The 24,329-nt window shown below is 42.8% G+C and carries 27 protein-coding genes; 5 read left to right on the top strand and 22 right to left on the bottom strand.

The features are described from left to right. Positions 1-89: 89 nt before the first annotated feature. The 10 genes from nlpD to icd form a co-directional block, all read right to left on the bottom strand. A complete protein-coding gene (gene nlpD / locus ACPEEM_RS09455) occupies positions 90-1,505 on the bottom strand; it encodes a murein hydrolase activator NlpD (RefSeq protein ID WP_424406812.1) in 1,416 nt (471 codons plus the stop codon). Positions 1,506-1,525: 20 nt separating this feature from the next. Continuing rightward, on the bottom strand, positions 1,526-1,699 hold the full coding sequence (locus ACPEEM_RS09450) for a hypothetical protein (protein WP_424401896.1): 174 nt from the start codon (positions 1,697-1,699) through the stop codon (positions 1,526-1,528). Between the two features lie 13 nt (positions 1,700-1,712). Beyond that, positions 1,713-2,288 carry a YqaA family protein gene (locus ACPEEM_RS09445; protein ID WP_424401895.1) on the bottom strand — a complete coding sequence of 192 codons (576 nt, stop codon included), beginning with the start codon at positions 2,286-2,288 and terminating at the stop codon, positions 1,713-1,715. A 35-nt stretch (positions 2,289-2,323) separates the two neighbouring features. Next, the gene (gene surE, locus ACPEEM_RS09440; RefSeq protein ID WP_424401894.1) at positions 2,324-3,064 is read right to left on the bottom strand and encodes a 5'/3'-nucleotidase SurE; all 741 of its coding nucleotides are present in this window, start codon (positions 3,062-3,064) and stop codon (positions 2,324-2,326) included. Positions 3,065-3,170: 106 nt separating this feature from the next. Further along, a complete protein-coding gene (locus ACPEEM_RS09435) occupies positions 3,171-3,689 on the bottom strand; it encodes a tetratricopeptide repeat protein (RefSeq protein ID WP_424406154.1) in 519 nt (172 codons plus the stop codon). Between the two features lie 2 nt (positions 3,690-3,691). Continuing rightward, complete coding sequence (truD, locus tag ACPEEM_RS09430) at positions 3,692-4,729, bottom strand: tRNA pseudouridine(13) synthase TruD (RefSeq protein WP_424406810.1); 1,038 nt, start codon at positions 4,727-4,729, stop codon at positions 3,692-3,694. Beyond that, entirely contained in the window at positions 4,729-5,205 is a 477-nt protein-coding gene (gene ispF, locus ACPEEM_RS09425) for a 2-C-methyl-D-erythritol 2,4-cyclodiphosphate synthase (RefSeq protein WP_424401892.1), read from the bottom strand. Before ispF ends, truD begins: the two co-directional genes overlap by 1 nt. An 8-nt stretch (positions 5,206-5,213) precedes the next feature. Beyond that, positions 5,214-5,960, bottom strand: a complete 747-nt coding sequence (gene ispD / locus ACPEEM_RS09420; RefSeq protein ID WP_424406808.1) for a 2-C-methyl-D-erythritol 4-phosphate cytidylyltransferase — start codon at positions 5,958-5,960, stop codon at positions 5,214-5,216. Further along, on the bottom strand, positions 5,960-6,238 hold the full coding sequence (gene ftsB, locus ACPEEM_RS09415; RefSeq protein ID WP_424401890.1) for a cell division protein FtsB: 279 nt from the start codon (positions 6,236-6,238) through the stop codon (positions 5,960-5,962). The genes ispD and ftsB overlap by 1 nt, the downstream gene beginning before the upstream one ends. Before the next feature lie 159 nt (positions 6,239-6,397). Further along, complete coding sequence (gene icd / locus ACPEEM_RS09410; RefSeq protein WP_424401889.1) at positions 6,398-7,645, bottom strand: NADP-dependent isocitrate dehydrogenase; 1,248 nt, start codon at positions 7,643-7,645, stop codon at positions 6,398-6,400. A 185-nt stretch (positions 7,646-7,830) separates the two neighbouring features. Here icd and rluE point away from each other — a divergent pair, with 185 nt between their 5' ends. The 3 genes from rluE to ACPEEM_RS09395 are packed head-to-tail and all read left to right on the top strand — an operon-like array spanning position 7,831 to position 9,988. Next, positions 7,831-8,544, top strand: a complete 714-nt coding sequence (gene rluE / locus ACPEEM_RS09405) for a 23S rRNA pseudouridine(2457) synthase RluE (RefSeq protein ID WP_424406806.1) — start codon at positions 7,831-7,833, stop codon at positions 8,542-8,544. A gap of 9 nt (positions 8,545-8,553) precedes the next feature. Beyond that, the gene (locus ACPEEM_RS09400) at positions 8,554-9,009 is read left to right on the top strand and encodes an NUDIX hydrolase (protein WP_424401887.1); all 456 of its coding nucleotides are present in this window, start codon (positions 8,554-8,556) and stop codon (positions 9,007-9,009) included. A 16-nt stretch (positions 9,010-9,025) separates the two neighbouring features. Continuing rightward, on the top strand, positions 9,026-9,988 hold the full coding sequence (locus tag ACPEEM_RS09395) for a PIN domain-containing protein (RefSeq protein ID WP_424406804.1): 963 nt from the start codon (positions 9,026-9,028) through the stop codon (positions 9,986-9,988). 151 nt (positions 9,989-10,139) lie between these two features. On the opposite strand, the gene ACPEEM_RS09390 is transcribed toward ACPEEM_RS09395, so the two are convergent. From ACPEEM_RS09390 to tal, 6 genes are all read right to left on the bottom strand, one after another. Further along, positions 10,140-10,874 (bottom strand): hypothetical protein, encoded by a 735-nt coding sequence (locus tag ACPEEM_RS09390; RefSeq protein ID WP_424406802.1) that lies wholly within the window; start codon positions 10,872-10,874, stop codon positions 10,140-10,142. A 269-nt stretch (positions 10,875-11,143) separates the two neighbouring features. Next, on the bottom strand, positions 11,144-12,601 hold the full coding sequence (locus ACPEEM_RS09385; protein ID WP_424406800.1) for a surface lipoprotein assembly modifier: 1,458 nt from the start codon (positions 12,599-12,601) through the stop codon (positions 11,144-11,146). Positions 12,602-12,655: 54 nt separating this feature from the next. Beyond that, complete coding sequence (locus ACPEEM_RS09380) at positions 12,656-13,378, bottom strand: hypothetical protein (protein ID WP_424406798.1); 723 nt, start codon at positions 13,376-13,378, stop codon at positions 12,656-12,658. A gap of 132 nt (positions 13,379-13,510) precedes the next feature. Continuing rightward, positions 13,511-14,257 (bottom strand): hypothetical protein, encoded by a 747-nt coding sequence (locus ACPEEM_RS09375; protein WP_424406796.1) that lies wholly within the window; start codon positions 14,255-14,257, stop codon positions 13,511-13,513. Positions 14,258-14,484: 227 nt separating this feature from the next. Further along, a complete protein-coding gene (locus ACPEEM_RS09370) occupies positions 14,485-14,667 on the bottom strand; it encodes a hypothetical protein (RefSeq protein WP_424406794.1) in 183 nt (60 codons plus the stop codon). Positions 14,668-14,703: 36 nt separating this feature from the next. Further along, positions 14,704-15,657 carry a transaldolase gene (tal, locus tag ACPEEM_RS09365; RefSeq protein WP_424406792.1) on the bottom strand — a complete coding sequence of 318 codons (954 nt, stop codon included), beginning with the start codon at positions 15,655-15,657 and terminating at the stop codon, positions 14,704-14,706. A 186-nt stretch (positions 15,658-15,843) separates the two neighbouring features. Here tal and ACPEEM_RS09360 point away from each other — a divergent pair, with 186 nt between their 5' ends. Together ACPEEM_RS09360 and lptD are read left to right on the top strand one after the other, a co-directional pair. Then, positions 15,844-16,395, top strand: a complete 552-nt coding sequence (locus tag ACPEEM_RS09360; RefSeq protein ID WP_424401879.1) for a DNA-3-methyladenine glycosylase I — start codon at positions 15,844-15,846, stop codon at positions 16,393-16,395. 63 nt (positions 16,396-16,458) lie between these two features. Then, a complete protein-coding gene (lptD, locus tag ACPEEM_RS09355) occupies positions 16,459-18,804 on the top strand; it encodes an LPS assembly protein LptD (protein ID WP_424406790.1) in 2,346 nt (781 codons plus the stop codon). A gap of 170 nt (positions 18,805-18,974) precedes the next feature. On the opposite strand, the gene ACPEEM_RS09350 is transcribed toward lptD, so the two are convergent. The 6 genes from ACPEEM_RS09350 to thiM form a co-directional block, all read right to left on the bottom strand. After that, a complete protein-coding gene (locus ACPEEM_RS09350) occupies positions 18,975-19,508 on the bottom strand; it encodes a TIGR00645 family protein (RefSeq protein WP_424404101.1) in 534 nt (177 codons plus the stop codon). A gap of 151 nt (positions 19,509-19,659) precedes the next feature. Continuing rightward, a complete protein-coding gene (locus ACPEEM_RS09345) occupies positions 19,660-20,955 on the bottom strand; it encodes an MFS transporter (RefSeq protein ID WP_424406788.1) in 1,296 nt (431 codons plus the stop codon). Next, a complete protein-coding gene (thiE, locus tag ACPEEM_RS09340) occupies positions 20,945-21,619 on the bottom strand; it encodes a thiamine phosphate synthase (protein ID WP_424406786.1) in 675 nt (224 codons plus the stop codon). The genes ACPEEM_RS09345 and thiE overlap by 11 nt, the downstream gene beginning before the upstream one ends. A gap of 84 nt (positions 21,620-21,703) precedes the next feature. After that, the gene (locus ACPEEM_RS09335) at positions 21,704-22,438 is read right to left on the bottom strand and encodes an HAD-IIB family hydrolase (protein ID WP_424406784.1); all 735 of its coding nucleotides are present in this window, start codon (positions 22,436-22,438) and stop codon (positions 21,704-21,706) included. Between the two features lie 274 nt (positions 22,439-22,712). Beyond that, entirely contained in the window at positions 22,713-23,525 is an 813-nt protein-coding gene (thiD, locus tag ACPEEM_RS09330) for a bifunctional hydroxymethylpyrimidine kinase/phosphomethylpyrimidine kinase (protein ID WP_424401874.1), read from the bottom strand. Further along, positions 23,518-24,321, bottom strand: coding sequence for a hydroxyethylthiazole kinase (gene thiM / locus ACPEEM_RS09325; RefSeq protein ID WP_424405008.1), 804 nt, complete (start codon positions 24,319-24,321; stop codon positions 23,518-23,520). Before thiM ends, thiD begins: the two co-directional genes overlap by 8 nt. Between the last annotated feature and the right edge of the window lie 8 nt (positions 24,322-24,329).

Genomic DNA, 24,329 nt, shown 5'->3' with positions numbered 1-24,329 from the left:
AGATATTAGCTCTTTTTTATGCCGATTGTTGATATTTTAGACAATAAAAAAACTGCACCGTGATTTCAGTGCAGTTTTTTGACCGTTTATTAGCGTTTAGGCAAGTAACGGATTGGGTCGACGGACTTGCCTTTATAGCGAATTTCAAAGTGTAGTTTGACACTGTTTGTGCCAGAGCTACCCATTTTGGCAATTTGTTGTCCCGCACTCACTTCTTGCTGATCTTTGACTAAAATGCTTTCGTTGTGTGCGTAAGCACTTAAATAATCATCATTATGTTTAATAATGATTAAATTGCCATAGCCTCGTAATGCATTGCCTGCATAAACTACACGTCCTGCGGCTGCGGCATTCACCGCTTGACCCCGTGATCCTGCTACATCAATCCCTTTATTTCCGCCATCGGCATTAGAGAAACCTTGTGTAATATTGCCTTTGGTTGGCCATTGCCATGCAATATTCGAGAACACTTGCTTGGTGTCATGACTCGGTACAGGGATTGGCGTATGGGTAATAGGCTGTGTGACAGGTACACTTGGTGTTGAGCTCGACACTGCACCCACGCCAGATTTAATTGGCCCAATGACTGAACCATCAGACCCATATTGTGTGCCATTTGGTCCCGGTGTATAAGTGACTTCAGGTTCTGCCGGTTTTGCAATTGGCTGAGGCACTGGTTGGGCGGTCACAGCAGGGGCTGGTGTAGGTTGAGCACTGGAAACACGCAAGGTTTGCCCAACCGTCAGACGATAAGGTTCTGACATATTATTTAATGCCGCCAACTCTTTTACATCTAAACCTGAAATATAGGCAATTAAATACATGGTATCGCCTTTACGCACATCGTAGGTTTTCCCTTTATAAAACCCTTTATTGATTTTGCTGTAATCTGGCGTATTGGTTGTTGGGTGGCGAGGGATCTCGAACTGTTGTGAGGTTTCACCTTTGCTTGTCGCACCTGCGGATGTGGCGGGTGCTACTGCACTGGGGGAGTATACATTTTTCCCATTCGACACACGTAATACTTGCCCTGTGCTTAACGTGTAAGGCTCAGACATATGATTTAATGCCGCCAATTCAGGCACGGTTAAGCCAGAAATATAGGCGATTAAATACATGCTGTCGCCTTTGCGGACTTTATAGGTTTCGCCACGATAAGAACCTTTTACAATTTTACTGTAATCGGGTTGATTGGTGACAGGGAGGCGAGGAATCTCAAAATTCTCTGAATGCATTGCCACTGTAGGGGCGGCGGTTGGCAAACTTGTTGGCGTACTCACCGGTTTAGGTGCAGGTGGCTGATAGGTGGGTTGGTTCATCCCTGTTGGCATGCTTCCTTGTTGTTGAATTTGTGGTTCCCACGCCCCACCATTGGCAGGGTCAACAGGTTGCATAATGCCTGGGGTGAGCGTGCCATCCACGCTTTCGACTGGTGCGGGTGTATCACTGCTACACGCTGAGAGCAATGCGACACTAATAGGTAACAGTAAAAACGATTTTCTCATTGATGAAATTCCTCTTTATTTTAATGCTTGTTCATGTTTTGAATTTCAGGTAACCAGCTACCGCCTTCTTGAGCACCAGTTCCTGCCACAGGTTCCATAATTCCAGGGGCTAATGCATTTTCATCTTGTTCACTTGGCGAGCTACATGCCCCTAGCACTAACACCATAGACAATAATAAAAACAATTTATTCATTTTTAACCTTAAATTATCGCAAAATAAAATATACGATGACGGCAAGTGCCACCACCGCCCAGCCGATCAGCTCAATGGAACGGCGTAATTTGGCAGCAAATTTCTCGCCTCCCCATGCGGCTAATTTTGCTACTAATAAAAAGCGGGCTGCACGGGAAACAAATGCGGTGACGACAAAAGGGAAAAATGCCATTTGCATCACCCCTGCACAAATGGTGAAAACTTTGTAAGGGATTGGTGAGAAACCTGCTAAAAAGACCACGATGATCCCCCAACGTTCAAACCAAGAAATGGCAGTATCCCAATGATGTTGATAACCAAATTGTTGGACATAATGCTGTACCCAATCAAGTGCAAAATACCCCAATGCATAACCCACAATTCCCCCTAACACGGAGGCAATCGTGGTATATAAAGCAAAACGTACCGCACTTTGTGGCTTAGACATGGACATGGGGATCAACATCACATCAGGCGGAATGGGAAAAAATATCGCCTCGATGAAACTGGTTAACGACAAGAAAAAAGATGCATAACGATGTGTTGACCATGCCATCGTTTTGTCGTACATCGTGCCAAAAATTTTCAACAGATACCTTCCTAAATCAACAATCAAAAAATGAATTATTCACTTTCTAACCAATCTTGTAAAGATTGCAATGAATGATAAGCGGTCATATCCGCTTGAATAGGGGTGATGGACACATAACCCTGTTTCACTGCATGGAAATCCGTGCCTTCTTGTTCGTATTCGGCTAAACCTACGGAGCCGACCCAATAAATGGCTTCACCTCGCGGATCTTGTTGCTTAATCACCTCAGCCGCCGCCGCTCGATAGCCTAAATGGCAAATTTTAATGCCTTTAATTTCCTCATAAGGAATATCAGGCACATTGATATTGAGAATTTCACGGCGTTTTAGGATCTGTCCGTGTAATTTCGGAATGAGATCGCAGACAACTCGAGCAGCCGTTTCATAATGTTGGCGTCCATCTAGTGAGACTGCAATTGCGGGTAATCCCAAATAACGGCCTTCTAAGGCAGCGGCAACGGTGCCTGAATAAATCACATCATCCCCTAAATTAACGCCTGCATTAATGCCCGACACCACAAGATCCACTTGACCAGATAAAAAGCCATTTAATGCCAAATATACGCAGTCTGCGGGGGTGCCATTTAAGCTATAATCCCCATTGGGTAAGCGTAAAGGGCGTAAAGGTTCGACTAACGTTAAAGAGCTTGAGGCAGCACTACGATTGCGATCGGGTGCAACCAGTGTGACATCAGCAAATTTACGTAATTCACGTGCGAGCGTTTGAATACCTTCAGCGTGAATCCCATCGTCGTTGCTGAGAAGAATCTTCATGGTGTTATCCTTATTCTGTGTTTGGTTTCGTTGTTTTGTTTTGTTGTTTCTTGGCTATCTTTTGTGGACGTGTTGGTTTAAAAGTGCGGTGCTTTTTAGAAACGTTTTATTCCCAATCACAACCTTCTTTCAAACCCGCATTGCAAGCCTGTTTAAAATACATTTTTGCACGCTCCCAATTGCGTTCGACACCTTCGCCATTGGCATAGAGTGTGCCTAAATTATAGACGGCTCTCGCATCGCCCTGTAAGGCAGATTGACTATACCATTTGTACGCTTGCTTAAAGTCTTGTGCAACGCCGTCGCCTTCACTGTACATAAGGGCTAAATGATATTGTGCATCAGGGTGATGTTGCTCAGCGGATTTTTGATACCACTTCAATGCCAGTTGCTTATTTTGCTCAACACCGTCCCCCTCGTCGTACATTCGCCCCACGTTAAATTGGGCGGACATATCCCCTTGTTCTGCTCGGGAAAGCCAAAGTTTAAATGCCGTGGTATGGTCACCCCGTTTATAGGCTTCCGCACCTTGTTCAAAAACAGGGTCTGCTTCCAATTGGGCGAAGACATTCATCGCACTGACGAGCAATGTCATACTCAAGAGTCTTTTGAACCCTGTTTGCATCATCATACCTTTTCAATCTTGGGTTGATATGTTTCTTCTTGCACATTAACCAATTCTCGCACCAAGGCAGTGGCATAGCTCCCCGCAGGCAAATAAAATGCGAGTCTCAATCCCTCAGGGATAAATTCCCATTGTAAGCCTTGGGCGTGCATTAACATTGGGCGGCGAGCCGCTTTCATGCGTTCTTTCGCCATCAGGGCTAACAAGGTTTGGTGCTGTTCAACTACGTGATTTTCCATCTCGTTAGCAAAAGGATTTTGCTCACCAATTAAAGGGGCGGTCAGTAGAATATCTTGTTGTTCTAAACGTGTTTGTAAGGCTGCCAGATCGTCATTTTCATTTGCTTGGAACCAACTGTGTGAGCCTTGTAACTGTAAAATATCACCACGCAAAACCTGCTGTGCAAGCAGTAATGCAATACGTTCTGATACCACCAGATTAAAGACTTCACTGCGAGCGGCAGAAAGATAAAAACTGCGTTTTTTGCGATCTTTAATGGCAATCTCTCCCTTTGCCCAACGTAAAGCTTGAGTGAGATTATGCCCATCTCGCCCAAAACGCTGTTCTGTGAAATAGTTTGGGAAGCCAAATTTCTTTAAATTTTCTAACCGCTCTTTGAGCTCATCGGTTTCTTTTGCACCACGCAATAGCATTTCAAATTGGTTGCCATCAAGACTGCCTGTTCGAATTTTGCGGTTATGGCGAGTCACATCAAGGATTTCTACACCCGCTAACTGGAATGATTGAAAATCGGGGGTCGGTTGCCCTGGCATGTGTAAGCAAAACCATTGTTCCGTCACGGCTTTGCGATCTTTTAAGCCCGCATAGCCCATATGACGATCAGAAATGCCTGCAAATTGAGCGAGTTTTTCTCCCACAAACAAGGTGTTGCAGTCTGTTTTACGCACTTTGACGACAACAAATTCCCCGTCGCCAGACAGGGCATAACCAAGATTTTCTTTCACAATAAAATCCGCACATTCGGCTTTCAAACGTGCGGTTTGTGCAGGGGGATTGTGTTGTAAGTAAGCCAGTTCCATTAGTTTTTCACCACTAATGCCACCGCTTCACAGGCAATGCCTTCGCCACGCCCTGTGAACCCCAGTTTTTCGGTGGTGGTGGCTTTCACATTCACTTGTTCCATGTCGCACTGTAAATCTTCAGCGATGGCTTTTCGCATGGCATCAATATGCGGACGCATTTTCGGGGCTTGTGCAATAATGGTCACATCCACATTGCCGACTTTGTAGCCTTTGGCTTGTACTTGTTTATACGCCTCACGCAATAAGCCTCGGCTGTCGGCACCTTTGTATTGCATATCCGTATCAGGGAACAGCTTGCCAATATCCCCTAACGCCACTGCCCCTAACAGGGCATCGGTTAAGGCGTGTAATGCGACATCGCCATCGGAATGGGCAAGCAAGCCTTTTTCATAAGGAATTGCTACGCCGCCGATAATTAAAGGGCCTTCGCCACCAAAGGCGTGGACATCAAAACCATGACCAATTCGTATCATTATTTTTCCTACTTTGTTCTGTTTAAATAAAATTCTGCTAATGCCAGATCTTCAGGGCGAGTGACTTTAATATTATCGCTCCGTCCAGCCACTAAGTGCGGTCGAAATCCCGCAAATTCCATTGCTGAGGCTTCATCGGTAATCTGTAACCCTTGTGCCAGTGCATTTTCTAACGCCTGAGCCAAAAGATGAACAGGGAAAAATTGCGGTGTTTGAGCCAACCATAACTGCGAGCGATCTTCTGTTTGGTGAATTTGCTGATTGTGCAAGGTCCGTTTTATCGTGTCTGTGGCAGGAATGGCGAGAATGGCACCATTGTCATCTTCAATTTGTAACAATTTGTCTAAATCGTGATGGGTTAAACAAGGACGTGCGGCATCGTGCACCATCACCCAACAATTGCTAGGTTGTTGTGCCTCTGGTGAGGTTTCTTTTTTGTTTTGCACCGCACTTTTAATGGCTTGAAGTCCGTTAAGCACAGAATCGGCACGATTTTCACCGCCCTCCACCACTTGAATTTTCGGGTGTGAGAGAAAAGATAAACTGGCAATATAAGGATCTTTCGGTGCGACGGCTAAAATGATTTTTTCAATTAACGGATAGCTTAACAATACCGAAAGCGTATGTTCTAAAATGGTTTTGCCGTGAATTTGCAAATATTGTTTCGGTTTATCTGCTTGCATACGGCTACCAATGCCTGCGGCAGGTACCACCGCCACAATACGACGTGTTGGCTTAGAAGTTTGCCTAGTCATTATTTATGCTCTTTGACAATATGATAAAAGGTTTCATCGGGCTTCACCATGTCATGCTGAAATCTTGCTCGTTCTTCAATGGCTTCCACCCCTTGTTTGAGATCTTTAATCTCTGCTGCCACCACTTGGTTACGTTGCGACAGTTTTTCATTTTCTTGTTTATGTTGAGCAATTTGCTGTGCGGTTTGTTTGTAGTCCAAATAGCCATTCTTGCCAAACCAAAAATCATATTGGAATAGCAATAACACCGCGACTAATAAAAAAATAAATAAACGCATCGTTCTTCTGCCCGTCAATCATAAAATGCTTAGTTTACCGTGAAATGAGAAAAAATACCGCAATTATTCCCGTTAAATAGGCGAAAATTTTTGCTCCATGATAAGAAGAAAACCCCATCATTCCGCAGAATCATGGGGTTGTTTTGGTGTGAATTCTGTTTACATATTCGCCACAATATCTTTGGCAAATTCAGAGGTGGAGCGTAATGTCGCCCCTTCAAGCATTTCTGCAAAATCAAAGGTCACCGTTTTATCGGCAATAGTTTTGGAGACGGCTTTGACCACCAGATCCGCTGCTTCCAACCAACCTAAATGACGTAACATCATTTCACCACTTAAAATCAATGAACCTGGGTTGCCTTTATCTTGCCCTGCAATTTTTGGGGCAGTACCATGTGTGGCTTCAAAAATTGCCGCTTCCGCACCAATATTGGCACCCGGTGAAATCCCAATTCCGCCCACTTGTGCCGCTAAGGCATCGGAAATGTAATCGCCGTTTAGGTTCAGTGTGGCAATTACATCATAATCGGTAGGGTGAAGGAGAATTTCTTGCAAGAAAGCATCGGCAATGCTGTCTTTAATGAGGATTTCTCTGCCTGTTTTTGGGTTTTTTAAGGTCATCCACGGACCACCGTCGAGCAATTCTGCCCCAAATTCTTGAGCCACTTGGTAGCCCCAATCTTTGAATGCCCCTTCGGTAAATTTCATGATATTGCCTTTATGCACAAGGGTGAGGGATTGGCGATCATTATCAATGACATATTGTAACGCTGCACGCACTAAACGCTGTGTACCTTGCTTCGATACAGGCTTGATCCCAATCCCGCAATCTTCAGTGAAACGGATTTTTTTCACGCCCATTTCTTGTTGTAAAAAGGCAATCACTTTATTGGCTTCAGCAGATCCTGCCACCCATTCTACCCCAGCATAAATATCTTCTGAGTTTTCACGGAAAATCACCATATCCACTAATTCAGGGTGTTTGACGGGGCTCGGTGTGCCTTCATAATAACGAATTGGGCGTAAGCAATTATATAAATCTAAGCCTTGACGCATTGCCACATTAAGGGAACGAATGCCCCCGCCCACTGGGGTCATTAAAGGGCCTTTAATCGCCACATGATAATCACGAATAAATGCCATGGTTTCATCAGGCAACCATGTATTTTCACCATACACCTCATTGGCTTTACCACCTGCATAGATTTCCATCCATGAAATTTTACGTTTGCCCGCATAGGCTTTTTCGACAGCCGCATCAATGACAGTACGCATGGCAGGCGTAACGTCCACGCCAATGCCATCGCCCTCAATAAAAGGAATGATGGGATTGTCTGGCACAATTAATGCCCCTTTTTCATCGAGTTGAATTTTTTCACCTTGTGGGATAATGACTTTTGATTGCATATCATTTCTTCCTTATTTTCTTGCCTGTGGTAGGATAGTTGTTCAACGGTAATCTACGTTATGAAATGAGATTATCCCTACAAAACTATTGGAACTGGTTCAACTTCGCAAGTATTTATTAAAATTTATTAAAAAAATTCTTTATTTTTAGATCTAGATCCCATTTTCAACCCATTTTTTTAACTATGAAAAAACACACGCCATTTCGCCCAAAAACGCAATCATTTTCCTCGGCAACCAATAGAAAATTTTCAGATTCTTCTCGGTCTAACAATCCCTTTCGTGTTCGTGAGAAAAAAATCACCAGCTTTGCTGAAACAAAAGTGATTTTATTTAACAAACCTTATGATGTACTTACCCAATTTAGCGATGAAAACGGACGAGCGACTTTAAAAGAGTTTATTCCTGTGGCGAATGTTTATCCTGCTGGGCGTTTAGATCGAGATAGCGAAGGCTTGGTGTTGCTCACCAATAACGGTGAAATTCAACATCGTTTAGCTGAACCCAAATTCAAAACCGAAAAAACCTATTTTGCTCAAGTGGAAGGTATCCCACAAGACGCCGATTTAGCGGCATTACGCCAAGGTGTGATGCTCAATGATGGCAAAACCTTGCCCGCCAAAGTGCGGTTAGTTTCTGAGCCAAATTGGTTGTGGGCACGTCATCCGCCCATTCGTGAACGCAAACAGATTCCAACTAGCTGGCTAGAAATTAAGATTTGTGAAGGGCGTAATCGCCAAGTGCGTCGCATGACGGCACATATTGGCTTTCCCACCTTACGTTTAATTCGTTATCAACTGGCATTATTCAATTTGGATAATCTGCCACAAGGGCAATATCGCCAGCTTTCTGAAGCAGAATTGACCGCACTTTATCAACAATTACAGTTAAAAAAATAAGGATAACCCATGCATAAACCTAACGTGACTCTCGCTTGTGTTGTACATTGCAAAGGAAAATTTTTATTTGTGGAAGAATTTGAACACGGCAAACTCACCTTAAACCAACCCGCTGGGCATTTAGAAGCCAACGAAAGCCTATTGGAAGGGGCGAAACGTGAGCTTTTTGAAGAAACGGGCATTCGGGCTGAAATACAACACCTGATTAAAATTTACCAATGGCACGCCCCTCGCACTCAAACCGATTTTCTGCGTTTTACCTTTGCCGTGGAACTGGATGATTGGTTGCCCATTCAGCCTCAAGATCCCGACATTACACGTGGTTTATGGCTCACGTTAGCGGAATTTTATGACTATATTCAACAAGAGGGGCAATGTGAACGCAGCCCGCTGGTGATTGAATCCATCAAGGATTATTTGAAAGGGGAGTTAATTTCTGTACAATTATTAAAAGCATGTGAATGATACAAGGATGGTTTAAATGAAATATGCCTTTATTGATTATGAAAATATCCATTCGTTAGATAATATTCGACTCAATGAATATGAGAAAGTGTATTTATTTTTAGGTGCACAACAGCAATCGATTTCCCTTTCTGAGAAATTTAATGATCAAATTGAAATTTGTTTGGTGACCGTGAAAGAGGTGGCGAAAAATAATCTTGATTTTCATTTGGTCTTTTTTCTTGGCAAATTAGATCAAGAACTGGATAAAAAAATCAGCTTTCATGTGATTTCAAAAGATAAAGGTTATCAAGGTGTTTGTGATTATATTACCCATCAACAGCATGCTCGCACTTGCCAATTAATTGCTGTGGAAAACGGTCATACTGAAAATAAAACCGAAACGGCAAAAAATCCAATTGTCGCAAATCAGCCACCCAAGCCAGCGGTACCACAATCCAAGCCAGCAGCACCGCAATCCAAGCCAGCGGTGCCACAATCCAAACCACCTGTGGTGGCAACGCCTAATCCTTCCGCAAGCATTGATGCAGAGAAAGTGCAGAAGTATTTTTCAGCTTATCAACAATTTATCGCCAAAGTGGAAAATAGACATTTGCCGAGAACAACGGAAAAACTTTTTAATCATATTCGTTCACAATCGGATTTAAAAAGTCAAAGTGTGGCATCTGTCACCCCTTTAGTGCGAGCGGTGATAGCAAAACTTCAGCAGGAAAACATCCTGACAATCAGCAATAATAAAATTGATTATTGTCATACCTCCTTCGTCGCTGAGTATTATGAGCGTTATTGTGCCTACTTATTTAATAAAGGGAAAAAAAATCGCCCAGCAAAATTAGCCAGTTTAAAAAATGACATTCGATCCCAGTTAAATTTAAGAAATGATTCCAAAGCGGTTGAGGATATTCTGGCGAGCTTAAAAAGCAGAGGGGTTTTTCGTGAGGTTCAAGACGGGAGCATTGAATACTTAACTCACCATTAAGCGGCTTTCCCTTTTATCATAGGGCTTGCTTCAAGCCTAAAGTGCGGTGGATTTTGAAAAATTTTCGATAACATGATCATCACCAAGGAAAATAAACACCTGTTAGCTGGTCATCATGCCCTCGTGGTGAGGGCATGGTTTGGGATTTTTCTTATTGTTGTGGCGATGTTGTTGTGTCTTTAACCACTTGCGTTGCAATAAACCCACCAGATACTTTGGGTTGCATGTCTGGTTCATCATGAATCTTATCAATAAATCCCCCTGTAATTTCTTGTGCTTGCGGACCAGCAAATGAGCCAAAATATTCAGCGTGAGAGAAGGTTTTTTGCCCTTTCATCACTTCAGCCTTTCCGATAAAGCCTAAGTAGTCCTCTTCCCCTCTTGATTCAGTACCAATTTGGGTGTCTTTAAAGACGACTTGCACATCGTTGATGTCGTTATATTTGACTGAATGACCAGAAATATTGTTTTGTTTTACGTTAAATTGCACTTTTCTTTTTTCGACTTGTGAATCGCCACCTTCGTTTAAGGCAATGAGTACGCTACCTTCATATTTTGCATCTAACTGAGCTAAGTCATCTTTGTAAGCGAGAGGCGTTTCATCCTCATGATTGTTCGGACGACCTAAGACCAATACTTTGTCTTTTAATTTATTTGCGGTTAAAAAAGAATACTGCAGTTCTTCTTTATATTCTTGTTGTGCCGATAGGTTAATTGTGCTACTTGCGGTATTGTTTAACTCAATATAATCAATATGATTTGGGTCTTTGCTGTGCTTTGCCGTTGTCGCTGTTGTGTGATTCCCATTGCCTGAGCCACCACTTCCGCAAGCAACAAGACCGAAAGAAAGTAAAATGGCGACGGCTACATTGATTATTGGTTTCATTAAAAACTCCTATTTTCTACATTTTATAAAAAGCTAAATTGATTTAGCTTGAAAAAGTCGCGCATTTTGCCAGTTTTATGTGGAAAAGACAAGGCTTATTTGGATGAGCAGAGGGTTGCGTTGATGAATATCAAACTTTCGTAGGGGATTGTGTTTGGTTTGCGGGGAAAAAGGAAGAAAGGTCAAGTGCGGTGGATTTTGAAAAATGTTTGTGGATGAAAAAGGGGTGGGCAAATGCCCACCGATGAGATGAAAACGTCTTTTTTGCGTTAAAAGCGTTTTTCGAAAATTACATTCACGTTTTTTTCTTGATATTGATACAAACTTGGAATGTTGCTTTGTTGCGTTTTCCAGCTTAGTTGTAGTTTTGGGGTGATTTGCCACAAATACCAATCTCGCTTCCACAAGGTTAACTGGGCTTGATAAATCTTATCTTCACGCACCTTGCCAAGGGGTAGCCAACCACTGAGTTTGGCTTCATCACGGTATTGGCGTTGGCTTATCGACACATTCACGCGTGAAGAAATGCCCCATTGCCAGCTTCGTCCCCAACCCAACCGCAAGGTTTTTTGCAGATTACTGTATTGTTTTTCAGCGGTTTTCGTGCGGTTAATATCGATTCCCATATGGAAAAATTGCGTTGGCTGTTGTTGCCAAAATAAGGTTTGGGAGAACAACTGGTTTTTACCATTGAGGCTAGGATTGTCATGATAGCGATGATGCCCTTGTTCCAAAACAGAGGTTAACTGCACGCTTGGGGTGAGCCAATAGCGATGTTCTAAACGTAAGCCCATGGACTTATTATAACGTTGTTTGCCATACCACTGGCGTTGGTAAAACGGGAGCACTTGCCACTCTTGTGAGGCATTTTTATAGGCATAGCCCACTAAAGTGCGGTTAAAAATATCATCATATTGATGATTATCCCAAAACCATTTGCCATTTAAATTGTTTTCAATATGCAAATAATGCTGATGTTTCACATTGATTTGACGGCTGATATCCAGTTGATAACTCATACCATGTGCTTTTTGCGGCAACATACTCGGATTTTTCTGTAACCCTTTAATGACGGTGTTATCAATATAAGGTGCGTTTGACGCATTGTTCACATTTTTTTCACGTAAATAATGTGCAGATACATTAATTTGCCATGCTTCACGTTTTTGTAATGCCTCTAAATAGGCATGGATATGTTGTTTAATTGAGTTAGGCAAGCCTGTTCGGCTACGTAATTGTTCAAACTGTGCTTTGGCGGCATCATTTTGCTGATCTTCAAACAGTGCCATGGCAAGTTCAAGACGCACGGCATCTAATTCTGGCTCAAGTGCGATGAGTTCACGATAATATTTGACTGCTTGGTCGGTTTTGCCTTGTAACTTGGCGAATTGTCCCTGTGCAAATAAGAGCAACAAGGGATCATGATCGGCAAAAGTGCGGTAGATATTCACGGCTTTTTCAATGGCTACGGGATTTTTTTGCTCAATGGCTAAGAGTAAAACTTGCTCGGTTAAGGCTTTATTTTCACGTAATTCTGCCACCGCAAAACGAAGCGGTTTTGGCGACGCCTTTAAGGGGGTGATTGCCCTTGGTTGGGCTTGTGCCTCTTGAATGCGAGGTTCAGGGGTAGAGGTTTGAATATCCCTGATGATAGGTTGAGCCACCGTGTTTAAGGAAAAGAGGCTCAATGCCAACGGGAATAAGGAAAAGGGGAATAGATATTTCATGAGATGCTATCACTTAATCATGCCCTCATGATGAGGGCATGGTCGTTTAGAAGGTTATTGTTTTGGTGCAGGTGTGCTTTCTGCTACCACTTCTCGTGTCGCAATAAAACCACCAGAGACTTTTGGTTGGGTGTTCTGGTCTCTATGCTCGGTTTCAACAAAGTATCCAGCAATATTTTCAGCTTTAGAGCCAGCGAACTCACCAAAATAATTTGCACTAGTAATAAGTTTTTGATTTTTATTTACTTCTGCTTGACCTTCAAAGCCTAAGTGCTGATTTTTTATTTCTTTAACTTGGGATGCTTTAAAAATAACTTGAATATCATCAGTACTTGTTTTTACAGAATGTCCTGAAATTTGGTTTTTATTAAGATTAAATATGGCACTTCTTTGTTTTATTTGAGAGTTGTTATTATCTTCCCCTTTCAAAGATAATAAAACAACACCGTTATATTTGGCATCTAATTTCATTAATTCTTCTTTATAAGACACATTTGTAAGATCTTTTGTTTTAGGTGCGATAAGAATGTCATTGCCTTTTTTATACAAAGATAGATAGGTGTATGTTTTTTCAATTTTTTCTTCTTTTCCATCTACAAGGGTGATACTTTTGCTATTTGAATCATTTAATTCGATATAGTTCACATCATCTTTTGGTAGATTTGGATTCACCGCTGCTGCATTGTTATTTGACGTACTACCGCCACCGCCGCCGCCACAAGCAACAAGACCTAAAGAAAGTAAAAGGGCAACCGCTACATTGATCACTGGTTTCATATTAAAACTCCTAGATTTGAAATTTCTGTATTCTTGCTCAAGATACTGAGCTTAAAAATGGTCGCGCATTCTGCCAGTTTTTAAGAAAGAATACAAGTTTGTGTGTTTATTGTTTGTTATGTGAATGAATATTTAAGGTTTAGTAAGGGGAATAGCTTGTTTTTCAGCAACAAAAGCACCGTCAATGTGTTCTGTACCACGCAATTCACCCACCACTTCTTCGGCTTTAGGGCCTGCAAAGTAGCCAAGATATCCGCCTTTATCAAAGTCTTTCTTTTCTTTTGTCGCTTTAAAATTCGCATTGAAACCTAGCACATCAACTATTTTTCCTTGTTCGGCCAATTTTTGTTTATTAATTGCTGTTTTTTCAAATATAACTTGTAGGTCATCTTCAATGTTTTTGACAGAATGCCCAGAAATGTGTTGACCTTGAAGTTTAAATATAACAGGGCGAATTTTTATCTTGTTTTTTTGAGTTTTATCAGCGAAGTACAATTTCCCTGTGTAAGTGGCATCTAAAGCAACATGGTTTGTATCGAGATGCTTACCTGATTTTGGTCTGCCACCAATCTCAATTGACTTACTTGGTGGGTATTCCAAAAGGATGTCAGAATAGGTGGTAGGTATTGTTTTTTTATCATTGATATTTTGAAGCACGATAGTTTCATTTGTGGCATTCAAATGGATGTAGTCGGGATTATCTATCGCATTTTTGATCCATTCTGTAGAACCAGCTTGTTCAGTATTTCCATTTTCGTTTATGGCTGGTGGGGTTGGTGCAGCATGATTCTCCGCTGCATTTGACGAACCGTTACCGCTACAAGCCACAATGCCCAAAGAAAGCAACATAGCAACGGCAACAGAGTTGATGGGTTTCATTTAAACACTCCTTATTTTTACTCTTTGTTATTCCATTAACAAAACCGATTTAAAAAAATCGCCGAATTCTGCCAGTTTTTTTCGATAGGAACAAGCGTTTATTGTGTTTTTGTTGAAAAGACCTTGATTTAGCTCAAATGTTGACAGGGCTTAATCATAAAATAGGCTGATTAATGGGGTGTTGTGGTTATTTAAATTGGGGGAGGTGGCGCTTTCTTTGTTAAAACTTATCTAAAATCGACCGCACTTTTTGTGCTTGTGCTGTGTTGATGCTGAAATGAGGTGGCACGGTGAATATCCCTTAAATGGGAAAGGGGGCGGGCGATGTTTGGGGGAATCGTGAACAAAAAAGGCGGTTTATAGGCAATTTGCCCTAAAAAGTCAGTAGCTGAAGCTTTCTGTTCGGGCAAATGATGGATAACCGCACTTTTTTGTTCAGTGTGATATTAGAATTTTGCTAAAAGCATCGCTTCTAATTTTTCTTGGTCAACGGCGAATTTGCGAATCCCTTCTGCCAATTTTTCCACCGCCATCGCATCGCTGTTGTGTGCCCAATGGAATTCGGCTTCGGTTAATGGTTGTGGTTTGGCTTGCACTTCACCTGTGTAGTGTAGTTTGCGTTCAAGTGAGCTGTGGTTTTCTTGCAATTCTTGTAACAAGGCAGGTGCAATGGTGAGACGATCGCAGCCCGCTAATTCAGTGATTTCGCCAACATTGCGGAAACTTGCCCCCATGACGATGGTGTTATAGCCATGTTGTTTATAGTAGTGATAAATTTTGCTCACTGAAATCACGCCTGGATCTTCTGCTGGGGCATAGTCTTTTTTATCGCTGTTGGCTTTGTACCAGTCAAGGATACGACCGACAAAAGGTGAAATGAGGTAAACATTCGCTTCTGCACAAGCACGGGCTTGCGCTTCGGAGAATAAGAGGGTTAAGTTACAGTTGATCCCTTGTTTTTCAAGAGCTTCTGCCGCACGGATACCTTGCCATGTGGAGGCGATTTTGATCAGAATGCGATCATTGGCAATGCCAGCTTCGTTATAAAGTGCGATTAATTTTTTCGCTTTTTCGATGGTGGCTTGTGTGTCATAAGAAAGGCGTGCATCCACTTCTGTGGAAATGCGTCCTGGCACGATTTTTAAGATTTCTAAACCGATATTTACGGCTAATTTATCTTGTGCATCAATGAGTTGTTGTTTTGAACAATCACTTTTGGCTTTTGCATAGGCAATGGCATCATCAATTAATGAGGCATATTGTGGCAGTGCAGAGGCACTTAAAATTAAAGATGGGTTTGTTGTGGCATCTTCAGGTTGGTATTTTTTAATCGCTTCAATATCGCCAGTATCTGCAACAACGACAGTCATATTACGTAAAGCATCAAGTTGTGTGGTCATAATTTCCCTCTAGTTTAGCATTACAATTCATGTTCTTTGAGTGCCTATACAATAGCACATCAAAGCGAAAATGGAATGATCTTTTACGTTGATTTCTTTAGAGAAAGGCGTATTTTAAACACTCTAAAAACTGACCGCACTGAGTGAGAACTGGGGCGAGAACAGAGGCGAGAAGTGAGGGGAAGGATGAAAATACGCTGTGCTTGGGTGGGGAATACGTCCATTTATACGGATTATCATGACAAGGAATGGGGGAAGCCTGAATATGATAGTTTGAAATTGTTTGAGATGCTGTGTCTGGAAGGGCAACAGGCGGGGTTATCTTGGCTTACGGTGTTGAAAAAGCGGGCATATTATCGGCAGGTGTTTCATCAGTTTGATCCTGAAAAAATTGCCAAGATGACCGCATTGGATGTGGATCGCTTAATGCAAGATAGTGGCGTGATTCGGCATCGTAAAAAATTGGACGCCATTATCACGAATGCTAAAGCCTATCTGGCGATGCAAAAGTGCGGTGAACATTTCAGCGAATTTATTTGGTCTTTCGTGGATCATCAGCCACAAATCAATAGGGTATCGGCGTTAAGTGACGTGCCGACTAAAACTGCCACCTCCCTTGCTTTGTCTAAGGCGTTGAAAAAACGGGGCTTTGTCTTTGTGGGCGAAACCACCTGTTATGCCTTTATGCAAGCTGCTGGATTGGTGAATGATCACCAAGATGATTGCCACTGGAAATAATATACCTTTCCCCTGATTTTCCAGTATAATCAGGCTAATTTTTGATAAAAATATGGTTATCCAATGAAAAAGAATACTTATTCCCTTCTTTCTTTTGCTGTGCTGAGTGCGTTGTACAGTGGCGTAAGTGTCGCTGACTTGAAATTACAATGTTTAGCGGGGGTTCCGCAGTTTCATGGCGAGTTAGTGGAAGGCAATCCTAATGAGTTGCCCGTTTATATTGAAGCAGACCGTGCTGAATTGACTCAATCCGTGAACGCAAAATATGAAGGTAATGTTGAGATTCAACAGGGTAACCGTTATTTAACCGCAGCCTCTGCGGAAATTACCCAGCAACAGAAAGGCACGCATTTTCAGCGTATGGCACATGTGCTCGGACATTTTAAATATAAAGATAATATGTTGCATCTTGATGGAACAGCGGCAGACATTAATTTAAATAATAAAGATACCGATATTCAAAACGCCAACTATCAATTTGTAAATCGCCAAGGTCGTGGTACGGCAACCGAGGTAGAGCTTCGTGAACATTATCGTGTAATGAGAAATGCAAGTTTTACCTCTTGTTTACCAAATGATAATACATGGTCGATTGAAGCCAGTGAAATGCGACAACACATTGCCGAAGAATATGCAGAAATGTGGCATGCACGCTTTAAAGTGCATGGCATACCTATTTTTTACACCCCTTATTTGCAACTGCCCATTGGCGATCGCCGCCGTTCAGGTTTATTAATGCCGACTGTGGGCACGTCAAGCCGTGATGGCTATTTTTATGCTCAACCTTTTTATTGGAATATTGCCCCGAATTTAGACAGTACCTTTACGCCAAAATATATGTCTAAGCGTGGCTGGCAATTGAATGGCGAATTTCGTTATTTAAGCCCTATTGGTGAAGGGAAAATTGCGGGCGAATATTTAGGGCATGATAAAGCCCAATCAGGTGTGTTGAATCAACGTTCACGGCATTTGTTTTATTGGACACATAACTCCAGTTTCTTGGAAAATTGGCGTTTAGACTTAGATTACACCCGTGTCAGCGACAAACAATACTTCACCGATTTTGATTCTGAATACGGAAATAGCACCGATGGTTATGCGGATCAACGTGCACGCATTGCCTACTATCAGCCGAATTACAATATTGCTTTGGCGGTGAAACAATTCCAGATTTTTGATGAAATTGAGATTGGGCCTTATCGTGCATTGCCGCAGCTTGATATCAATTACTACAAAAATAATGTTGCAAAACTGTTGGATTTCAAACTGTTTGCCCAAGCGGTACGTTTTGATAACAAAAGTCCTGTTATGCCAAAAGCATGGCGTTTCCATATTGAGCCAAGTGTGAATTTACCTTTATCTAACCGTTATGGTAGCTTGAATATTGAAACCAAACTGTATGCCACAACTTATCGTCAAAAATCGGGCAATAGTTCTGCTGCAGAAGCGGTAAAAGGGAAAATTAATCGTTTGTTGCCACAAATTAAAGTGGATTTCCAAACGGTGTTAGCAAGCCATCAAACCTTTATTGAGGGCTATACACAAACCCTTGAGCCTCGTGTGCAATATTTATATCGCCCTTATAAAAACCAAAGTCAGATCGGTTCACAAATGAACAATGCGTATTTAGGGTTTGGTTATGATTCCTCATTATTACAACAAGATTATTTTGCATTATTCCGTGATCGTCGTTATAGCGGATTAGATCGCATTGCCTCTGCTAACCAAGTGACAGTGGGGGGCACCACGCGTATTTATGATAAAAAAGGTCATGAGCGTTTTAATTTTTCCGCTGGTCAAATTTATTACTTACAGGATTCTCGCATTGATAACAGTGCCGAAAACAGTACCTACGGACGTTCATCCTCTTGGTCATTAGAATCTAACTGGAAAATGAATGATCAATGGCGTTGGCGGGGGAGTTATCAATACGATACACGCTTAAATAAATCCTCTTTGGGGAACTTCACTTTAGAATACAACCCGCAAGGCAATAATGTGGTTCAAGTGGGTTATCGTTATGCCAGCCAAGAATACATTGACCAAAATTTAACGAGCAGTGCCAATCGTTATGGTCAGGATATTAAACAATTAGGGGGGGCTATCGCATGGGAGCTGACCGATAATTGGGCTGTGGTGGCTCGTCATTATCAAGATCTTGCTTTGAAAAAACCAGTGGAACAATATTTCGGCGTGGAATACCGCACTTGTTGTTGGGCAGTGAATGTGGGAGCGAAACGCAGTGTGACGAGCAGACCGAATCAGAAAGAGAACGAGATTTTTTATGATAAAAGTCTTGGGGTGAATTTTGAGTTACGAGGTTTAGGCACCACCGATCACAAAAGTAATATTGAAAAAATGCTACAACGAGGCAAACTGCCTTACCTCCATGCATTTAGTGTCTATTAATCATGCCATCAACGTGAATGCTTTAATAAGCTGAGAATGTAATATTCGGGGTTAAAAAGTGCGGTGCTTTTTGGAAAAGTTTTAAACGCCCTCCGCCGCATTTGGTAATCCTCCAGATAAAAAAAGACCTTGATGTGATCTCTCAAGGTCTTTTTTCATGGTCAATGGGATTAATGCCCTTTATGACTGGTGCTGTAAAGAATTTTATCGGTATATGCCATGGCTACCGCAGAGATTAAAAAGCCAAGGTGGAGCAGAAGCTGCCACATCATGGTTTTTTCATCCATATTGGCGGCATTCACAAAGGTTTGTAACAAATGAATGGATGAAATGCTGATAATGGACATTGATAATTTCACTTTCAGCACAGACGCATTCACATGACTGAGCCATTCTGGTTCATCAGGGTGATCTTTGGTGCGTAATTTTGAGACGAAAATCTCATAACCGCCCACGATCACCATCACCAATAAGTTTGCAATCATCACCACATCAATTAAGTTAAGCACCGCAAGCATAATCATGTTTGCATCCATGGTTTGTAAATTCGTCATCAATTCCCACAAGGATTTCATAAACTTATAAGCATAGATACCTTGTACGATGATCAAACCTAAATAAATAGGCAATTGTAACCAACGGCTGGCAAAAATAATTTGGCTGATAATATTCGGTGCTTGAGATGGCACCGATTTTGATTTCATAGGGGTCGCTTGATTATGTTGTTCCATGGATAGTCTTCATTCATTGAGAGTAAAAAAGAGAGCAAAATTACCTGTTTTTTAGACAGAATTCAATAAATTTGTGCGAAATGCAGCACCTATTCTTGACTGCATTTCCTTCCTATGCGAGGTGTTATAAGGCACGCCCTTTGGTTTCAGGAATAAAACATAAGGCAATCCAAGAAATCAAGGCATTGGCAGCCAAATAAATCCCGACCCCCATTAAGCCAAAATTGGCATTCAGTTTCATTGCTACCATGGTCGCCACACTGGCACCTAAAATGCCCGCAAGATTATAGGCAATGGACGCCCCTGAATAACGCACTTCCGTTGGAAATAATTCGGGTAATAAAACAGCCATCGGCCCAAATGACATTCCCATAATGGTGAAACCAATGGCTAAAAAGGCAAATACACTGAATGCAGTTCCTTCACTTAAAAAGATCGGTAAACACAGACCAAAAACGAGGGTCGCAACACTGACATATTGCATTAAACGACGACGCCCGATTTTGTCTGCGTAGAGACCTGAAAAGGCAATGGCGATCCCAAAAATGACAGAGGTGCTCAACAAAAAGGCGGTGAAAGTGCTTGCAGGCAGACCTAATCCCATCGGGTGCCCAGCCGGGGAAAGTGTGGTTGGGCTTTTGGCATAAATTTGTGCAAAAGCCGCTAAAATATAAAACAACACATAGCCTGCGGTGGCGAGAAACACGCCGGTTATAAAGGGTTTGATTTGCTGTGTGAAGACGGCTTTAATCGGGAACGCATGCGTTCGCCCTTGTTTTTCTGCCTCAAAAAAGACCGCACTTTCGTGAATTTTGGTTCGCACATACCAGCCAATTCCCACCAAGACGACAGATGCAATAAAAGGAATACGCCATGCCCATTCCACTAACGCCTGTTGACCAAAATATTGCCCAACGGCGAAAAATGCCCCATTCGCCAGTAATAAGCCAATAGGGGCACCAAGTTGTGGAAAAATGCCATATCTTGCACGTTTATCCACAGGGGCGTTTTCAATGGCGACTAAAGCCGCACCGCCCCATTCTCCACCAAGTCCAATGCCTTGACCCACACGGCATAAACAGAGTAACAGTGTTGCCCAAATCCCAATATCGGCATAGTTAGGCAGTAAACCTATTGAGACGGTTGAGATCCCCATTAATAATAGCGAGGCAATCAGGGATTTTTTACGCCCAATTTTATCGCCAAAATGCCCAAATAAGATGGCACCAAAAGGGCGAGCAAAGAACGCCAACGCTAAGGTGGACAGCGAAGCCAATTCATTGCTAACGGGATCGGCACTGTGGAAAAATTGGTGATTAAAGACCAATACGGCTGCCATGGCATAGATATAGTTATCAAAATATTCAATGGCGGTCCCCACCATGGTCGCCACCGCCACATTACGAGGATTATTCTGCATGACCAAGCAACGCCCTCACCGTTTTGGCAATATCCGTAGATTGTGCAATGGCTGAAATGACTGCCACGCCATCTGCCCCTTGTTGTCGTAATGTTTGTGCACTTTCTGCGGTAATACCGCCAATTGCCACAAGGGGTTTATCAATGCCGTTGGCTCGAATGGTGGAAACAAATGCTATGCCGACCACGGGTTTAGGATCTTCTTTGGATTGTGTGGGAAAAATAGGCCCTGTGCCGAAATAGTCCACAAAAGGATTGGCTTGTGCGGCTAAACCTTGCTGCAAAGTGTTCACCGATGTGCCAACAAAACAGTGTTTGCCAACACGCTGTTTGACTTGCTCTGGGGGCATATCCGTTTGTCCCACATGCACACCGTCCGCTCCCAATTCCACCGCTAGATCGACATTGTCATCAATCACAAAGGGCACCTGATATTGACGACAAAGATCACGGCATTGAATGGCTAATGCTTTGATTTTGCTTGGATCTTGTAAGGCTTTTTTGCCTTTTTCACGGAATTGGTAGCAGGTGATCCCACTTTGTAACGCTTGTGTCAAGACGTTCAATAAATTATCCGCAGGATCCCCTGCCAGATGGGACACGTCTTGCGTGCCAGCAATAAAATAGAGCTGCATTGCGGCTCTCACGTCGTATGTTTGTGTCATTTTCACTCCTGTTATTAAATTATGGCAGGGTTGTAGGCTAGGCTTTAGACCATCAATTCAAGATTCATTATTTAATGATGCGTTTTATTTCGTCACCGATTGAATAACCTCCAACACCTTATCCACCATCGTGTAATAATCTGCGGTTGGGTAGGTGTTTGCATCGCCCACAAACACCGCAGTTTCGGCATTATCCAGCATTAAAAAATCATTTTGATCGTTGCCAAATGCGATATATTGTTGTTTGCCCAATAGTGTGTTGAGCGTACGATATTTGTTGTTGCCTTGTGGCGTAATATCAAAAAAATTTTCGCCCTTGTGAATATGTAAGCTGATATTCCGTTGATTTAACGTGGAAATCAGGGCGTTATTGGGTTCATCTGTGAGAACTAACAGCTTGGTTACCCCTGTTTGTAGCAACGCCTCCTCCTCTTCTTCCGCATCGCTCAAGCTTTTAATGTACCCTTGAAAAGGGTGAGCCACTTTCGAGAACGCATAGCCCCAATGTCCATCAAGCACGTAGGGAATGTGTTGTTGTTTGAGAATTGCTAACGCTTGCTCAAGATACTTTTTCTCAAGGGTATGCGTAAAAAGAAATTGCCCCTGTTTAAATGCCATTCCCCCATTACAGCCGATAAATAAGGCGTTGTGGTGTAAGGGTTTGGCTATCATTGGCAACATATCTCGCACGGGTCTCGCGGAGGCAAACACAATGTGATGCGTTTGGCTCAGTGCGGTTAAATACTCGCAAATTTCGATGGAAACCGGTTTGCCCGATTGGGAAATCGTCCCGTCAATATCGAAAACAATGGTTTTCATTAGAGATCCTTGTTGTTTGCGGTCGGTAGGATGAGCTTCAGTCCATCTTACATTCTATATTAAGCAATATTAGAGAGGTTTGCCCCTTCTGAAACGCCTGAGCGACTTGAGATTTCTAGGAAAATTTGTACTGTTTGAGCGGAGCGAGTTTACAAATTTTCCGTTAAGGCAATCTCAACAAAGCGAAGAAAAGCGGTTCAGCAGGGGAGCCTTTTTCTTTGCCTTCTTTCTTTTGGGCAAGCAAAAGAAAGAAGGTCGCCAACGGCGAAATCCGTTATTGATCCAACTCCGAATACGCCCAGTGGTTCGTCGGTCCATGCCCATGCCCGATATTCAATGGGTGGCTGATTGCCGCAGTAATAAAGGCTTTTGCCGTTTTCACCGCATCCACCACTTCCGCCCCTTTTGCCAGTTCTGCAGCGATACAGGCAGAGAAAGTGCAGCCAGTGCCGTGGGTGTGGCGGGTGTTGAAACGAGGGCTGTCAAAATGCAAGATATCTGTTGGGGTAAACAGCCAGTCACGGCAGATGTCACTTTGTGAATTGCCACTGTGTCCGCCTTTGATCACCGCATTTCGCACGCCCATGGCACGCAATTTTTCCGCCGCTTCGCACGCTGTTTTATCGTCCACAATGTTGATGCCCGTTAAGGCTTCTGCTTCAGGTAAATTTGGTGTGATCACTTCTGCTTTTGGCACGAGCAAGGTGCGTAAGGCGTCCACCGCATCAGGCTCCAGTAACGCTGCACCGCCTTTGGCGTACATGACGGGGTCGAGCACCATTCGCCCGAAATCGTATTTTTTCAAGGCGTTGGCGATACATTCGATAATTTCTGCGTTGCCAAGCATCCCGATTTTAAAGGCATTGACTTGGTAGTCGTCGGCAATGGCTTTGAGTTGTCCTTCAATGATGTTTAGTGGCACGGGGTGAATGTCGTACACGCCAAGGCTGTTTTGCACAGGAATGGCGGTAATGGTGGTCATACCAAACACGTGCTGCATTTGAAAGGTTTTTAAATCCGCTTGGAAGCCTGCCCCACCGCAGTTATCTGAGCCTGCGATAGTTAAGGCAATAGGAATATTAGGCATAAGAAATCCTTGCATATTGATTAATTTTTTGAGGAGAAAGGCTTGCAAGCTGATCGAGCAAGCCAAGATAAAATTGCCCATGTTGTGTGTCGCTTAACGGGATAGCGGCAAGCTCACCTGCAATGGCATAGGCAGTGCCTGCTTCTAACATGGCATCAAAATATTGTTCTGGTTCCGCCACCGCTAAAAAAGCCCCACAAACGGCACTTAATAAACAGCCTGACGCCGTAATTTTCGGAAATAATGGCGTGCCATTGTGAATTTGTGCCTGACGTTGACCATCACTTAAATAATCCGTTGCCCCACTTATCATCGCAATACAATGATATTTTTCTGCGACTATGCGAGCAATTTCGGCTAAATCGCCTTCACCCGAGCCCACATCAACCCCTTTTGCCTGCCAATCCACTTGAGCAAGGCTAGCCAACTCACCTGCATTGCCACGAATAGCGGCAAATTTCACCTCGTTTAACAAGGTTGCTACGGTTTGTTGACGAAAAGAGGTCGCCGCCACGCCAACGGGATCGAGCACCACGGGAATGCCCACTGCATTAGCGGTTTTGCCTGCGAGCACCATTGCCGCCACTTCTTTTCCCATGAGGGTGCCGATGTTGATCACCAAAGCTTGGCTAATGCGAGGCACCTCTTCCATTTCCTCTATTGCCGCAGACATTAACGGTGATGCACCAATTGCCAATAGCCCATTGGCTGAAAAGTTGGCTGCCACAACATTAGTGATGTTGTGGACAAGGGGATTTTGGGCTTTGATTTTTTGTAGATATATTGATTTCAGCATGACATTTT

This window comes from Pasteurella pantherarum (assembly GCF_049670885.1).
Taxonomy (GTDB): domain Bacteria; phylum Pseudomonadota; class Gammaproteobacteria; order Enterobacterales; family Pasteurellaceae; genus Pasteurella.
The sequence above is the reverse complement of the archived record's forward strand: the minus strand, read 5'-3'. Positions and strand labels throughout refer to the sequence as shown.

What these genes read in the sequence shown, in the direction of transcription:
- nlpD (WP_424406812.1), bottom strand. Translation starts at nt 1,505, where the DNA reads ATGAGAAAATCGTTTTTACTGTTACCTATTAGTGTCGCATTGCTCTCA.
- ACPEEM_RS09450 (WP_424401896.1), bottom strand. Translation starts at nt 1,699, where the DNA reads ATGAATAAATTGTTTTTATTATTGTCTATGGTGTTAGTGCTAGGGGCA.
- surE (WP_424401894.1), bottom strand. Translation starts at nt 3,064, where the DNA reads ATGAAGATTCTTCTCAGCAACGACGATGGGATTCACGCTGAAGGTATT.
- ACPEEM_RS09435 (WP_424406154.1), bottom strand. Translation starts at nt 3,689, where the DNA reads ATGCAAACAGGGTTCAAAAGACTCTTGAGTATGACATTGCTCGTCAGT.
- truD (WP_424406810.1), bottom strand. Translation starts at nt 4,729, where the DNA reads ATGGAACTGGCTTACTTACAACACAATCCCCCTGCACAAACCGCACGT.
- ispF (WP_424401892.1), bottom strand. Translation starts at nt 5,205, where the DNA reads ATGATACGAATTGGTCATGGTTTTGATGTCCACGCCTTTGGTGGCGAA.
- ispD (WP_424406808.1), bottom strand. Translation starts at nt 5,960, where the DNA reads ATGACTAGGCAAACTTCTAAGCCAACACGTCGTATTGTGGCGGTGGTA.
- ftsB (WP_424401890.1), bottom strand. Translation starts at nt 6,238, where the DNA reads ATGCGTTTATTTATTTTTTTATTAGTCGCGGTGTTATTGCTATTCCAA.
- icd (WP_424401889.1), bottom strand. Translation starts at nt 7,645, where the DNA reads ATGCAATCAAAAGTCATTATCCCACAAGGTGAAAAAATTCAACTCGAT.
- rluE (WP_424406806.1), top strand. Translation starts at nt 7,831, where the DNA reads ATGAAAAAACACACGCCATTTCGCCCAAAAACGCAATCATTTTCCTCG.
- ACPEEM_RS09400 (WP_424401887.1), top strand. Translation starts at nt 8,554, where the DNA reads ATGCATAAACCTAACGTGACTCTCGCTTGTGTTGTACATTGCAAAGGA.
- ACPEEM_RS09395 (WP_424406804.1), top strand. Translation starts at nt 9,026, where the DNA reads ATGAAATATGCCTTTATTGATTATGAAAATATCCATTCGTTAGATAAT.
- ACPEEM_RS09390 (WP_424406802.1), bottom strand. Translation starts at nt 10,874, where the DNA reads ATGAAACCAATAATCAATGTAGCCGTCGCCATTTTACTTTCTTTCGGT.
- ACPEEM_RS09385 (WP_424406800.1), bottom strand. Translation starts at nt 12,601, where the DNA reads ATGAAATATCTATTCCCCTTTTCCTTATTCCCGTTGGCATTGAGCCTC.
- ACPEEM_RS09380 (WP_424406798.1), bottom strand. Translation starts at nt 13,378, where the DNA reads ATGAAACCAGTGATCAATGTAGCGGTTGCCCTTTTACTTTCTTTAGGT.
- ACPEEM_RS09375 (WP_424406796.1), bottom strand. Translation starts at nt 14,257, where the DNA reads ATGAAACCCATCAACTCTGTTGCCGTTGCTATGTTGCTTTCTTTGGGC.
- tal (WP_424406792.1), bottom strand. Translation starts at nt 15,657, where the DNA reads ATGACCACACAACTTGATGCTTTACGTAATATGACTGTCGTTGTTGCA.
- ACPEEM_RS09360 (WP_424401879.1), top strand. Translation starts at nt 15,844, where the DNA reads ATGAAAATACGCTGTGCTTGGGTGGGGAATACGTCCATTTATACGGAT.
- lptD (WP_424406790.1), top strand. Translation starts at nt 16,459, where the DNA reads ATGAAAAAGAATACTTATTCCCTTCTTTCTTTTGCTGTGCTGAGTGCG.
- ACPEEM_RS09350 (WP_424404101.1), bottom strand. Translation starts at nt 19,508, where the DNA reads ATGAAATCAAAATCGGTGCCATCTCAAGCACCGAATATTATCAGCCAA.
- ACPEEM_RS09345 (WP_424406788.1), bottom strand. Translation starts at nt 20,955, where the DNA reads ATGCAGAATAATCCTCGTAATGTGGCGGTGGCGACCATGGTGGGGACC.
- thiE (WP_424406786.1), bottom strand. Translation starts at nt 21,619, where the DNA reads ATGACACAAACATACGACGTGAGAGCCGCAATGCAGCTCTATTTTATT.
- ACPEEM_RS09335 (WP_424406784.1), bottom strand. Translation starts at nt 22,438, where the DNA reads ATGAAAACCATTGTTTTCGATATTGACGGGACGATTTCCCAATCGGGC.
- thiD (WP_424401874.1), bottom strand. Translation starts at nt 23,525, where the DNA reads ATGCCTAATATTCCTATTGCCTTAACTATCGCAGGCTCAGATAACTGC.
- thiM (WP_424405008.1), bottom strand. Translation starts at nt 24,321, where the DNA reads ATGCTGAAATCAATATATCTACAAAAAATCAAAGCCCAAAATCCCCTT.